General features: G+C 63.7%; 13 protein-coding genes. 3 read left to right on the top strand and 10 right to left on the bottom strand.

Features of this window, described 5'->3' with window-relative positions:
• Positions 1–13: 13 nt before the first annotated feature.
• Positions 14–1273: a class I SAM-dependent methyltransferase gene (locus ACX9MN_RS19660; RefSeq protein WP_489725147.1), complete on the bottom strand. Its 1260-nt coding sequence runs from the start codon at positions 1271–1273 to the stop codon at positions 14–16.
• Positions 1274–1484: 211 nt separating this feature from the next.
• Between ACX9MN_RS19660 and ACX9MN_RS19655 the strand changes: the two genes are divergently transcribed.
• A complete protein-coding gene (locus tag ACX9MN_RS19655; RefSeq protein ID WP_489725241.1) occupies positions 1485–2030 on the top strand; it encodes an NUDIX hydrolase in 546 nt (181 codons plus the stop codon).
• A 98-nt stretch (positions 2031–2128) separates the two neighbouring features.
• Entirely contained in the window at positions 2129–2278 is a 150-nt protein-coding gene (locus ACX9MN_RS19650; RefSeq protein WP_165923221.1) for a hypothetical protein, read from the top strand.
• 56 nt (positions 2279–2334) lie between these two features.
• Here the strand turns inward: ACX9MN_RS19650 and ACX9MN_RS19645 are convergent, their stop codons facing one another.
• From ACX9MN_RS19645 to ACX9MN_RS19610, 8 genes are all read right to left on the bottom strand, one after another.
• Positions 2335–3573: an HAD-IIIA family hydrolase gene (locus ACX9MN_RS19645; RefSeq protein ID WP_489725146.1), complete on the bottom strand. Its 1239-nt coding sequence runs from the start codon at positions 3571–3573 to the stop codon at positions 2335–2337.
• Between the two features lie 10 nt (positions 3574–3583).
• Positions 3584–4171, bottom strand: coding sequence for a D-sedoheptulose 7-phosphate isomerase (locus tag ACX9MN_RS19640; RefSeq protein WP_489725145.1), 588 nt, complete (start codon positions 4169–4171; stop codon positions 3584–3586).
• An 82-nt stretch (positions 4172–4253) separates the two neighbouring features.
• Positions 4254–5186 (bottom strand): NAD-dependent epimerase/dehydratase family protein, encoded by a 933-nt coding sequence (locus ACX9MN_RS19635; RefSeq protein ID WP_489725144.1) that lies wholly within the window; start codon positions 5184–5186, stop codon positions 4254–4256.
• A 56-nt stretch (positions 5187–5242) separates the two neighbouring features.
• Positions 5243–6244, bottom strand: a complete 1002-nt coding sequence (locus ACX9MN_RS19630) for a GHMP family kinase ATP-binding protein (RefSeq protein WP_489725143.1) — start codon at positions 6242–6244, stop codon at positions 5243–5245.
• A complete protein-coding gene (locus ACX9MN_RS19625; RefSeq protein WP_489725142.1) occupies positions 6238–6810 on the bottom strand; it encodes a hypothetical protein in 573 nt (190 codons plus the stop codon). The genes ACX9MN_RS19630 and ACX9MN_RS19625 overlap by 7 nt, the downstream gene beginning before the upstream one ends.
• Positions 6811–7394: 584 nt before the next feature.
• Positions 7395–9116 (bottom strand): AAA family ATPase, encoded by a 1722-nt coding sequence (locus tag ACX9MN_RS19620; RefSeq protein WP_489725141.1) that lies wholly within the window; start codon positions 9114–9116, stop codon positions 7395–7397.
• 14 nt (positions 9117–9130) lie between these two features.
• Positions 9131–9574: a hypothetical protein gene (locus tag ACX9MN_RS19615; protein WP_489725140.1), complete on the bottom strand. Its 444-nt coding sequence runs from the start codon at positions 9572–9574 to the stop codon at positions 9131–9133.
• 110 nt (positions 9575–9684) lie between these two features.
• Entirely contained in the window at positions 9685–10575 is an 891-nt protein-coding gene (locus ACX9MN_RS19610; protein ID WP_489725139.1) for a hypothetical protein, read from the bottom strand.
• A 759-nt stretch (positions 10576–11334) separates the two neighbouring features.
• Between ACX9MN_RS19610 and ACX9MN_RS19605 the strand changes: the two genes are divergently transcribed.
• On the top strand, positions 11335–12516 hold the full coding sequence (locus ACX9MN_RS19605; RefSeq protein WP_489725138.1) for a type II toxin-antitoxin system HipA family toxin: 1182 nt from the start codon (positions 11335–11337) through the stop codon (positions 12514–12516).
• 452 nt (positions 12517–12968) lie between these two features.
• Here ACX9MN_RS19605 and ACX9MN_RS19600 read toward each other — a convergent pair whose 3' ends face one another.
• Positions 12969–13259 (bottom strand): hypothetical protein, encoded by a 291-nt coding sequence (locus ACX9MN_RS19600; RefSeq protein ID WP_020094692.1) that lies wholly within the window; start codon positions 13257–13259, stop codon positions 12969–12971.
• Positions 13260–13411 lie beyond the last annotated feature (152 nt).

The raw sequence follows: 13411 nt of genomic DNA, 5'->3' as shown, positions 1-13411 counted from the left end.
ACGGCAGCCACGCTCAGACAGCCTTCGGCAGATCGGCGGCGGTGATCACCTTGAGTTCCGGTACCGGAACGATGAAGGCGCCGCCGTTCTCGAGGTAGCGGCGCTCGCGCGCCAGGAACTCGTCGATGAAGTTCCAGGCGAGCACCAGATAGGCGTCGGGCGCGGGCACGCTGCCCTCCTCGACGATTGGGATGCGAGCGCCGGGGATCAGGCGGCCAAACTTCAGCGGATTCTTCTCGGCCGCGTACTGGACCAGACGCGGGCCGATGCCGAAGGCGTTGAGCAGCGTCGCGCCCTTGGCCGGGGCACCGTAGGCGTGGACCGTCTTCCCCTCGGCGTGCATGCGCTCCAGCAGATCGAGCAGCGCCGCCTGCAGGCGCCGGACGTTCTCGGCGAAGCCGACATAGGTCTCGAACTTGCCGTAGCCGCGGGCCTCCTCGTCGGCGCGCATGCGCTTGACCGCGTCGCTGACCGGGTGGGCGCCGGGGAAGCCGACATGCGCCTCGAGGGAGCCGCCGTGGACCGGCACTACGCTGACGTCGAAGACCTCCAGGCCGTGGCGCGCGAACAGCTGCTCCAGAGAGCGGAGCGTGTAGTAGCACAGGTGCTCGTGGTAGATCTGATCGAAGGCAGTGTTCTCGATCATGCCGCCCAGGTAGATCGCCTGCACGACGAAGACGCCGTCCGGCTTGAGCAGCGTGACGATGCCTTTCACGACGCTGTGCAGTTCCTCCAGGTGGAAGAAGACGCCGGCGGCGGTGATCAGGCTCGCCGGCCCGTCCTGCGCGCGGACGATCTCGGCAGTCTCTTCATTGAAGAAGCGGTTCAGCGTCGGCACGCCGGCGGCGCGGGCCAGTTCCACGACGTTGGAGGCGGGCTCGACGCCGCAGCGGCGCAGGCCGAAGGGCTCGTACTGCCGCAGCCACGTGCCGTCGTTGCTGCCGATGTCGACGACGAGATCCTGCGGCCCGAGGCCGTACCGCTCCACGAGCCGGGCCGCCGTCTGGCGGAAATGCTCCACGAGCGTCTTCGTCGTGCCCGAGACGTAGGGGTAGTCGCTGAACATGCTCTCCTTCGGGATCGTGTGATCGATCTGGACGAGCGTGCAGTCGTGGCAGAAGCCGGCGCGCAGGGGGAAATGCGGCTCGCGCCGGTCGGCGAGCTCCGGCGGGATCAGGCGGTTGCAATGCGGCTGATCAGTCAGGTCGAGGAACAGCTCGACATCGCGTCCGTCGCAGACGCGGCATGCCATGGCGAGTTTCGTTCCCGTCATCCTACGACCTGTGACATCCGCGGCGCGAAGCTCTACGACCCCGCGAGGCTTATCGGCTGAGCCATGGCAGCGCAACGCGCGGTCGCACCTCGATCGAAGTCAGAGCCGAAAGGTGAGACTGTTTTGCCATCGCGCATGTCCTCCAGTGGGTAAGTTCCACAATGACTGCGGCAGATATCCAAAAGCACAAACCCCGGTCCCGCAGAGAACAATGATCTCGACACCGAGTTGGACAGTCCGCAAATCCCACCACGTCATGAAGGATCGCTGGCTCGGGCTCCGTGCCGACGACTGCATGACGCCGTCGGGTCACATCGTCGATCCCTATTACGTGCTCGAGACCGCGGACATCGCCCTCGTGCTGGGCATCGACCTGGCCGATCACGTCATCCTCGTACGCCAGTACCGTCACGCCTATGGCGGCCCGAGCCTGGAGCTTCCGGGCGGGGCCATCGACCCCGCCGACCCCGATATCCTCGCGGCCGCCGAGCGCGAGATGCGCGAGGAAACCGGCTACATCTTCGCCGATGCCGAGCGCGTGGTCACTCTGAACGCAGATCCGGCCCGCTACGCCAACCGCATGCATCTCGTCCGCGCGCGCGTGACCGCGGCCGAGCCGGCGCGTCCGGATCCCGCCGAGGACATCGCCGTGGTGCGCGTACCGCGGGCCGAGGCCTTACAGCTCGCCCAATCGGGCGCCATCGTCGGAGCCGTGCACGCCGCCATGCTCCTGATCGGCCTGTCCAGCACCGGATGAGGGCCGTCACCGGATTGTGGATCGAGCGATCGAACCGCTGACAAGACCCGCGCGTTGCGCCAATACGATTAATCGTCGGTTAAAGAGCGGATCGAAGCGTGCCCGAGTACGACATCAAGATCGTCGCTCCGCGAGATCGGAAAGCTCCGGACGCAGAGCGCGAGACTCCGCCCAAGCGCAAGCTCGACTGGGATCGCGCCATGCGCGAGGCCGCGGAAGCGGAACTCTCGATCCAGTCGCACGACTGAGAGTACCGGACGGCGAAGCGCGCCCCGGCGAGGGCCCACACCTCCTGGGCCCCTTCCTACCCCGTCAGTGCGACCTCTCGCAGGAAGGCGAGCAGGTCGTCCGACCTGAAGTGGTGCACGGCGAGCCCCGCCGCACGGCCGGCGGCGAGATCTGTTTCCTGATCGCCGACCAGGAAGCTGCGCGCGCGGTCGATGTCCCAATGGACCATCAGATCGAGGATCATGCCGGGCTCGGGCTTCCGCCATCCGTGGACCGCCCTGTAGGCCTCGACCGTCCCGTCCGGATGATAGGGGCAGTAGCGTAGATCATCGATATGCGCGCCGGCCTCGCGCAGGTCGTCCCGCATCCAGGCGGTCAGACGGGCGACGTCAGCCTCGGTGTAGAAGCCGCGGGCGACCCCCGCTTGGTTCGTGACGACGAACACGAAGTAGCCGGCATCATTCAGCGCGCGGACGGCGTCGCGCGCGCCCGCCATCCACTGGAACCGGTCCACGGAACCGACATACCCATGGTCGTGATTGAGAACGCCGTCGCGATCGAGGAAGGTAGCCGGTCTTCTCCGACGGGCCGGGATCTCTTCCTGGGCCCGGGCGTAGCTCTCGGGCACGCCGATATCGAGGAAGTAGCCGTCGTGGGCCTCGCCGACCACGCGGCCCTCGGCGACCAGCGCGGGCAGGACGTCCCGTTCCAGCGAGCAGGCCGGCGGCAGGCCGGTCAGCGCATCGCGGCGCACCAGGTAGACGCCGGCGTTGACGAGACCGGGGCCTGGCTCAGGCGGCCGCTCGAGGAAGGCGGTGATCCGGACGCCGTCGAGGAGCGCGACGCCGTAGCGCGCGGCGTCCGGCACCCGACGGAGCGACAGGACCATCGCCGCTTCGGGATGACGGGCCGCCATCGCGGGCAGGGACAGCAGGTTCACATCGAACCACGAGTCGCCGTTCAGCAGGAGAAAGGTCTCGTCGGCCTCGGGAAGGGCATGCACGACGGCGCCCCCGGTCCCGGCCTGCTCCGGCTCGACCGAGACCCGCAGCGTCATGCCGAAGCGTCGCGCGACCGGATTGTCGGCGGCATAGGCACGGATCTTCTCGCTGTGGAAGGAGGCCAGCAGCACGATGTCGGTGAAGCCGTGGCGGCCGAGCTCGAACAGCAGTACGTCCAGGAACGGCTCCTTGCCCACGGGCAGCAGCGGCTTGGGCATCGCCGAGGTCAGCGCGCCCAGGCGCGTGCCGAAGCCGCCGCACAGGATCATGGCTTGCCGGACAGAGCCTCCGCCCTTCCGCTCTGGCTCGGTCACAGGCCGTCCCTCACGCTGCCGTCCCGCGCGGGAACAGGCTTTCTTCAACGAGGCCGCAGACGATGTGCGCGGCGGTGATGTGGATCTGCTGGATCAGGGGCGTGGCGTCCGTCGGCGCGTGCAGGCAGACATCCGCCCACTCGGGCATCGCCCCGCCCGTCGCACCCGTGAAGGCGACGACCCGCAGGCCTAAGCCGCGGGCCGCGTCCATCGCCTTCAGCACGCTCGGCGACCGCCCCGATGTGGAGAGGGCGAGCAGGACATCGCCCGGGCGCCCGAGGGCCAGCACTTGCCGCTCGAACACGTGCTCGTAGCCGTAATCGTTGCCGATCGCGGTAATCACCGAGGTGTCGGTGGTCAGCGCCAGGGCCGCGGCCGGCGGCCGGTCGTAGTTAAGCCGCGAGACGAACTCGCCCGCGATGTGCTGCGCGTCGGCGGCACTGCCGCCGTTGCCGATCGTCAGGAGCTTGCCGCCGCCGCGCAGGGATGCGGTCACGAGATCGGCGATCTCGGCGAGGGTCGCGTGGAAGCGGGAATCGTCGAGAGCGGTCTGGAAGGTGTCGCGGGTCTGCGTGAGAAAATCGACGATCGCGCTCATGATCACCCCGATCCGTTCCCGCACCGGCCGATCTCTCGGGCCGACTGGCGGGGCGTTCGCTGCTAGGCTCCGGCCACCCGGATCAGACGTTGGCGAACCGCGAGTTGCGGATCATCCGGAAGCCCTTGATCAGTTCCTTGATGCCCCGGTCGAGATCGAAATCGGGGAACCAGCCGGTCGCCTCCAGCTTCTCGTTCGACACGATGTAGTCGCGCTTGTCGGGATCCTCGCCGATCGGGGCCTCGACGTAGACGAAGTTCGGAACGTGCGCCTTGATGCGCTCGCAGAGTTCCAGCTTCGACAGGTTGGCGCTCGACAGGCCGAGATTGTACGCCTCGCCGCGCATCCGGTCGTAATTGTCCATCGCGTGGATGAAGCCTTTGGCGACGTCGCGGATGTGGATGTAGTTGCGCTTGAAGTGGCCCTCGAACACCAGGAGCGCCCGGTCGGTCACGGCCCGATGCGTGAAGTCGTTGACGAGGAGGTCGAGCCGCATGCGCGGCGCCATGCCGAACACCGTCGCGAGCCGCAGGCTGACGCCGCGGCCGCTGTCGAGCACGGCCTTCTCGGCCTCGACCTTGGTCGTGCCGTAGAGCGAGATCGGCCGCAGGGGCGAGTCCTCGGTGCAGTACTTGCCGGCCTCGCCGACGCCGTAGCCCGAGTTGGTCGTCGGGTAGACGATCCTCTGGTCGCCGCCCGCGCGCTCGACTAGAGCCATCACGGCGTCGCGGTTGAGCGTCGTGGCGCCGATCGCGTCCTCCTTGCACAGGGGAGCGCCGACCAGGGCGGCGAGAGGGATGAGCACGTCGTGCTTCGGGATCAGCTCGTCCAGGATGCGCGTGTCGCGCGCATCACCCTTGATCGGCTCGAACGTGTCGTACTGGCAGGCCGAGAACAGGTCCGGGGCGCCGGACTTGAACGTGTCGAGCACCGTCACGTGGTGCCCGCGCTCCAGCAGCATCGGCACCAGGATCGTCCCGATATAGCCCGCGCCGCCGGTGATCAGAATTCGCATCGTTGCCTCTCATCGCGATGGGTCAGCGGCCGGGCTGGGGCCTGTGAGGACGCCGCTCAGCGTGTCTGCCGATAGATCAGGGTGGACCCGTCGACGTCGATGCCGATTGGAACGACGGACAGAGGCGCGACCCGCTCGATCAGGGCCGGAAGCCGATCGGGATCGATTAGAGCGAGGAAGAAGCCGCCCCCGCCCGCGCCGCACAGCTTCGCCCCGTAAGCCCCCGATGCGATAATCGCTTCGAACAGATCGTCGAGCACCGCGTTCGAGACCTCATGCGACAGGGTCCGCTTGATGCGCCACGAGGCGGAGAGCATCTCTCCGAGTTGCGCGAGCCAGCCGCTCGTCCCCGCTTCGAGCAGCGAGACACATTCCTCGACGAGGCGGTAGAGTTCGGACAGTTCCTTGTCGATCGCGCGCGCGCGGGTCACCGCGATCTGCGCGGCGACCGTTGTCGTTGCGCGCCGCGCGATGCCTGTATGGACCAACACCATCGACGCATTGAGTTGCTGTATGGCAGCAGAGCTCATCTGAACGGGCGAGATCCGAATCGCGGAGCCGCTGAAATCGAAACGGTTGATCCCCCCGAAGGCCGCGTGGAGCTGATCCTGGACGCCAACATTCTCGCGCAAAATTTCGCGTTCGACTTCGATGGCCTTCTTCGACAACTCGATCTTCGTAGGCTTTTGATTCAATATCGCGTAGATCGTACGCAGGAAGCCAACTGTGAAAGCCGAAGAAGAGCCCAATCCGCTGCCCGCCGCAGGCAAATCGGAGATAATGCTCATATCAAGCCTGCGAGTCACGTCGAAATGCTTAAGCACTTCTCGAACGACCGGATGTTCGATTTCAGAAATATTATTGCAATGCTCAACTCGAGAATAGCTTAACCTATAGTTGTAATCTTGGCAGCCAATCAAATCGAGAGCCGCGATGATGATGTATTTATCAATCGCCGCGCCGACTACGGCGCCGGGCGCGCGCTCGAAGTACTCTGGATAATCGGTACCGCCACCGAACAAGCTAATACGCAGCGGCGTTCGCGTGACTGTCAGCATACAAATTTTCCAGAGTTTGTATTCTCAGAATTTGCTTGATTCAAGTATTTTTGATATACGACGCTACTCCGATTGCTAAATTTATACGCAAACGCAGCTATGTCATCATGATGATGACCGGCACCGACTGAATCGGCATCGAAAATATCACGAAACTCGTTAATAGCCGGAATATTGACAAAATAAATTTTATCAATACAATCGTTCCGACTAAGTGAAATTCCATTAATCTGCTGAACAACGAAGGTGGCCTGATTTGAAATGCCTTTTTTCGGCTGCGGCAGATCGATAGCATCATACCATCGCTCCTCCACTGGCAGGATGGACTGGCTCCGGCCCTTCGGTGAACAAATGATAACGTCACCGGTCACGCGGCTCAGTCGTGACGAGTCTGAGAAAGACCTGAGCGAAAACGACGCCACAGCTTCGACCAGATCGGCCTCACTGACGACTACGACACGGTCCGACACGGCAATCTTCAGCCTGACCGCACCCGAGATATCAGCATCCTGTGCGCACATGCCGGCCACGGTCACGAGTTCGAAGATAAATTTCTCACAGGTCACATGCCTCCTTTATGGTTAAGGGATTGTAAATTCTGCAGATCCGCTCATCGCACCGCCCCAGGGGCGCTCGGCCGAGTCGCCAATAATACTTCTCTGCTGTCGCACAGTAGACTTGACTGACTATAATAGATAGACACTTGAACATGGCCGGATCTTACAATCAAATCATGCCGGCAGCTCACATTCATGGCATCACTTTTCAAAATTTTAATTCATTGAATATACGATCGTGCAATCTTCATAATTTTCACAATGCTGAATTTGGCACAAGCTTGCCGCAGATCGCCCTGACTCGACCTCATCGAATCGGATCTCGCCCCCGCGCTCTAAGTTTGAGCCACGCAACTAAGGAGGATTTTAGATTTTACTCTACGAATCTTCGTCGGGATGCGACGTGCTGGACGATCATAACTAATGCATGGGGATTCGCAGGTCTGCGCCGCCACTTCTCCGGTAGAGAGCGCTGATGCTCGCCATCCCTATCCAGCTCACACAACCCCAGCCGCGTGCCGAGATCTCCCGCTCGCACGAGAGCTCCGGTACGCTGGCCACGCGTTAGGGTGTGTCCATTGAGTCCCGTCTAGCTATTGTCGAACGGCGCGAGCTTCGCGCGCAGTCACGAAAGCTTCAACTAATCGCATCAGCCGCCTCACGGAGCCGCCACGCCACGACCGTCGAAGTAATGTTATCGCCTCTCCGTCCAGTGGCGCAACGAAGGCGGGATTGAGCCCGCGATCCTCCGCAATCCTGGTCACGATCGGTCCGAGCAACGCCTCCAGATCAGCGTGGCGCGGTGCCGGCATCTCCAGCACGCGCAGGCGATCGAGCAACGGAGCGGGCAGGTTGCCCACCTCGTTGGCCGTGCCCAGCCACGAGACACGGCTGATGTCGGTCTCCGTCTGAAAACAAGGATCTTGGTAGGCCCGGGCGGTCTCCGGTTCGAGCATCGGAAGCAAGGCATCCCAGAGCCTACCGTGATCTGCGCGCGTTGCGGCCTTCTCCAACTCGTCGATCAGCATCAGCGGATTGGCGGTGCCAGATCGAGCCACCGCCATGATCGGATGCGCTGGCTCCGACGTTGCCCAACGCCGATCAAGGCCCCCCAATGACGCGCCCGCATCTCGCGTTGCATCGACCCGCCACAGCCCCAAACCGAGATGATGGGCGATCCTCGCGACTATGCGACTCTTGCCGGCACCCGGCGGGCCGATCAGCAGGGTCGGCCGGAACGTAGCGTGCTCACGTCCGATCAGATCGGCCAGAAGCCTGTCGATCATAGCCGACGCATACGGGAATTCGAAGACGAGCCGAGCGCGCACGGCTGCGAGGTCCGGCACTGCGACCAGCGGGAGCGCCTTGCCGATGACGTGCTCGTAGCCGCGGGCGATGGACTTGCCGCGGTCACTCCCCGTCTCTTGGATCGCTGTAACGACGAGAACGTGCCCCTTGGGCACTTCCGCGTGTGGGACATCGGCGTCCGGCATCTGCGCCGTCGTCTCGACGGTTGCCGCCTTCTCGCGCCGGCGCGCCTCGTTTTGGGCAAATTGAGCCTCGATCTTCTTCCACCTGCGCCGCTCACGCGTCGCCGCGCTGTCTGCCACCGGCCGTGTCAAGACCTCCCCAACGGGTACGAGCGCGTGGACGAGTGCCACGTCGCCGGCGAAGGCGTCATCGGCGCCACAGGCCAGGGCGGCAGCCGCAGTAATTGCGCTGCTCGTCTTTTCGGAGAGTGTCAGAAGCGCATCCGTGAGTGCGTCGTGCCAAGCCGCCTGCAGGGCGACAGCGAAATCGGTCGCCCCGGCAACGTCGGACTCGGCGCCCTGTTCGGCGACGCGTCCGATCGTGAGGCGCGTCTGCGTCTCGGCTAGGGCCACGAGCCCTTTCCTGAGGTCGAGAACAGCTTCGCGTTCCAGCCAGAGGGGCTGGGCCAAGCGCGCCGCAGCTCTGCGATCATCGCCAGCGCAAGAAAGCAGCGTCGCGACATCGGCCAACGCCCGTGCCACAGGCTGATCGTGCTCCACGGCCCAAACGTCGAGGAACCGGATCAGAGCGGATCGTCGGGCTATCCATCGACGGTCACGCCACAAGCCGCCTTCCGAAGAGGCCGCCCCGATCCAGGCGGAGACGAGCGCCTCGGCATCCGGGACGAGGGTGGTGATCTCGAGGGCGAGCTCAGAGCAAGCAGAAGCCACGCGCAGATCCTGAGCGAGGCAGGAGCGCAGGCGGCGCGGAAGCATCGGTTCGAGCAGGCGACGTGCCGCCTCGGAGTCAATCTGCAGAGCAGGCGGGGTCGAAGAGAATGCCATCGGCTTCCTCCCTCTCAGCGGGCGACGCCGACGCGGTCGGAACCGCGGCGCGGAACGGAGCACCAAGCATGGGCGAGGCAGAGCACCTTGAGATCAGCCCGGCGTCGAGCGCGCCGCCCGAGCACGTGCACGAGCAGGTCGATGCAGAAGCCGTCACCTCGTACGGCACAGAGGCAGATCGCCGACATCGCCGGATCGAGGCGCCCAGGAAAGGCGATGGCCTCGGCGAGGACGTTGAGGGCGATATGGATCGCAGCCGCCGAATCGCCCCAGCAAGCAGCGGACCAGTTGGGGGACGGCAGGGGCTGCGCGGCATTCAGGGCAGCGGACAGGCGGCACTGCGCCGCCATATCGAGCGCCTCAGGGGCGAGGACGCGCCACCAGGACAGCGGCAGCGAGAGTTTGGCCGCGTCAGTTGTGCCGGAGAGATGGGCATCAGGGTCACGAGCGAGTGTCATTCAGACAAACCTGGAGAGCGCGACGGCGCGCAGGCGCGCGGTGCGGGATTGATGGAGAGCGGGATGGACGCATCAGGTCGCGGCCGCGACCTGATGCCAACGTGGTGCGGTCAGGGTGCGAGCGGCCCGGGCGAGTGCGGGTGTTTGACGTTCTCAGGAACGGCGAGGCTCGCCAACGCCATCGTCAGAAGGTCCGGCACAGCCGCGCGCAATCGGGCTTGAAGCGCCGCCGTCACAGTCTCGAGCGCTGCCAAGACCGGGGTCGCGAACAGCTGATCTATGGCCGGTCCGCTCACCGTAAGGTCATCGCCGTACCCGGCCCGTCCATAGACGTCGATCAGCACCGCGCGGATTTGCGCGACCTCATAGCCGAGTGAGGCCAGAAACGAGCGGCCCTGAACCTGCGCACACCGCAGCACCCATTCGACTTGGTGTATTTTCCTAGCCTCATTTTTGCCGGAGCCTCTCTTGACCTCGGCGATGATGGCTCGGCTCTCTTTCCGGTCGACGACGATCAGGTCGAGGAATACCGACTGCGCGACGGCGCCCGCGAGTTCGATTGAGGTCTGGTTGAGCTGAGCGACGCTGCTGGCGCGGACGAGTTCCTGGGTCGGCACGGTGATCGGCATCGCGACGTTGCGCAGCACAATGTAGCGCCCGCTTCGCTCCAGGACGTCAGTGATGGCCGCCTCGATGAGGGACCCGTGCCTCTTGACCATGGAGGCCAGCACGGATCCGAGTTGCGACAAGCCTGGTCCGAGCAGGGGATCGGGCACGAAGGTCGCCCGGAACGCGCCGTCGAGCGCGGCCTGGGCTGCGGCCATCAGTTCGGGTGCGCAGATCTGCGGGATCGCGGGCTGGACGTGGCCGCAGCCGAGGGCCGCGGCGCTCCCGAGCGGGACGGTGATACGGCTGGTCGGCGCGGAGCTCGGCTGCCCTCGTGCAGATAACCGCTGTCGGCCGCCGCGCTGGGCGGCCGGGTGGGGGACGACGATGGTCATGGATGGTTTCCGTCCAGGCGACGCCGACCCGCGTGCCCACACCGAATGGCAGGGCGACGAACGGGCTCGTTTTTCGCAGCCTCAGGCCTGCGGTGACGAGGGCGTCAGGATTGCGGGATAGCGAGGAGACGCTGAGGCACGGCGTATCGCGTGCCAGCGGACCTTCAGGCGATCAGGCGGGTTGCCGGGACGGGGGGTTGGGACTGCCCGGAATTCATGCGTCGGGCCAGTTTCGTCGGCGTGATAACGCCGGTAGTGAAGGTCGCAGCCATAGTCTGTATCTCCTTGGGATACGGATCGTGGTCAGGCCGGCGCTCGGTGCTGCTAACACCGGTGCCGGCCGCTCCCTGCTAAAGAGCGGCGCGGCGTGTGCGTGTGGTCTGCCAGGGACGAACTTGGCGTGGATCGGCACCTTTGAGAAGGCCGCAGATGCGGCAATATGATCTTGAGGAAGTCCTTCCTGTCGCGATCGTTAACGGAAGCCTGGCACCCTTTTCCTTGTTGCGGGTGAGCGCTTCACATCGCATGATCGCCTGATCGCCAAGTGGCCGGTTGTCGCCAGCAGATTCTTGCTCGGTGCGCTGATCTCGCCGATCCGCACAGATCAACGTGGCGACATTTGCCTGTGTGCTCACATCAGAGACACAGCGGATGCCATGCTGGATCGCCGCGGGATCATTGTGAGCGGGTATGTGGCGAACCTCTAAGTACAACCGCATTGAGGAAATGCACGTGTTCCGGTCAGGGCCGAGCGGCTATGTGCCCATCGGCCTCTTGGTCTTCGAAGGTGGCTCCTCACGGCGGATCGGTCGTTTTGCCTATAGCTCCGACTATCTAGCTTCGGAAGGACGCAGGCCGATTGACCCCATTGGCCTGCCGCTCGGAAACAAGTGGCGGCCTGCGTCCTTGGGAGAGGTCCATCTGGCCTTTCACGATGCAGGCCCCGACGGCTGGGGCAAAGGAATCCTGACACAGGTATTTCCAGAACTGGAACTCGGCATGCCGGAATTTCTGGCTCTGGGCGGCCTGTCGCGGACTGGCGATCTGGCCTTCGGCTCAACGCCAGAGGCTCCCGAGAGGTGGACACCTAGGATGGACCCAGCGCTTGAGCGCGCTCAAGGCGAGGACGATCTCGAAGATGCGCTCATGGCAGCAGAGAAATACGAGGAAGGCGAAGTGTCAGCGCGCCAACTCGCGCAGCTACTCATCCACAGTTCGGATATTGGGGGAGCTCGACCAAAGGCGCGTGTTCGGATTTCAGAAAAAGAATGGATAGCCAAGTTTTCCGCGTGGGACGACAGGTTCGACAATCCCAGGGCCGAAGCGGTTTGCCTCGATTTCGCCGAGGCAGCAGGCCTTCAAGTCCCGGAGCGGGAGCTTCGTGTCGTAAACGACAGGCCGGTTCTCTTGGTGTCACGTTTTGACCGATCCTCGGCTGGAGCGTGTTTGTCTTACCTTAGCGCCGGAACTTTGCTGGGCGAGCCAGCTTATGGTTATGCGACAAGCAAGACCTATTTGGACATCGCATCAGCCGCGCGCCGTATCGGTGTGCACGCGCCGGAACGCGAGATGTTTCGCAGGCTCTTGGTCAATGCCTATCTCCGGAACACCGACGATCATTTGCGCAATCACGCTTTCATCAACGATGGGAGCGGCTGGAATCTTTCACCGGTGTTTGATGTTGTTCCGCATCCATCGGGCACCAAGCATGTCTGCGCCCCTGCTCCCGGTATCAGCCGGGAATGCGACGCGAGCACCGCATTCGCGGCCTACATAAAATTTGGCCTCTCCGCTGCCGACGCCAGTTCCATTCTCGATGAGGTTCATGAAGCCACCTCACGCATCCCAGCATTTCTCGACGCCCGAGGCGTGTCGAGACGGGATCGGGAAATACTCTTGGCATGCTTCGGCTCGCTACCCAGGACCACCGCGCCACAATGAGAGTCCGCGCCATCAAATGGCGCCACGCCCCTGACAAGATGGAGCAACGAGACGGAACTTTCCATACTTCGAGAAATTCAGTTGAACTACAAGTTAGATGCACCGCGAAGGATATGGAACTGTATTAAATTTCCATAAAAACTCATGCCCCCATGGAACATAAGGGCTTCGAACACGCCGTGATCGGCCCAGAAAGCCATAAGCTGGCTTTTCGACCCGAGACGGTATAATTATGGAAATATTTGCAGCAGCGAAGCATTGCAGCTGAGCCGACTCATGTAAAAATGGGCAAGCTGGCTACTGTGGGGTCGTATACTCGGAGGATAAAATATAGACTCATGTAAGTCGAAACTAGTTTTGCGCGGCCCGTAATTTCAGCTGAGCCTTGAATGGTAGACTATGCGCAAGGCGTCGAACACGCTGGTTGCGCCGGCGTCCGTGATCACTTCAAATCAAGCGGCTCGCGTGCCGGCGACGTCCCGTCCGTGGGCCTGATCCATGATCTCCCCGATCCGCTCGCCGACGGCGACGGCTATCTCCACCGAGGCCGCCCCTTCCGAACCCTGCCGGCAGATCCGGGTCAGGACGTCGGTCACGCGCTGCTCCATGACCCCGAGAATCGCCGCGGCCGCCTGGGGCTGGGCACCGCGCAGGACCGCCGCGAGGTCGCAATAGGCGTCGTGAAGAAGCTGCAGCGTGAGCCGATCGACAGCCTGTTCATCCTCCGCCGACAAGGCCCGCATCACGCCTCTCTCAACGTCCCGCATCCGACGCCACCGACAGCCTTGCCCCGATGCGTTAACAAGGCGTGAAGAACGCCGTCGGTCGGCAGGAATTGGCTAACCACCCCGCCGAACGGCGAGGACGGCCCCCTGACGCGACAGGGATGGAACTT

Source organism: Methylobacterium sp. 1A (assembly GCF_058072805.1).
The sequence above is the reverse complement of the archived record's forward strand: the minus strand, read 5'-3'. Positions and strand labels throughout refer to the sequence as shown.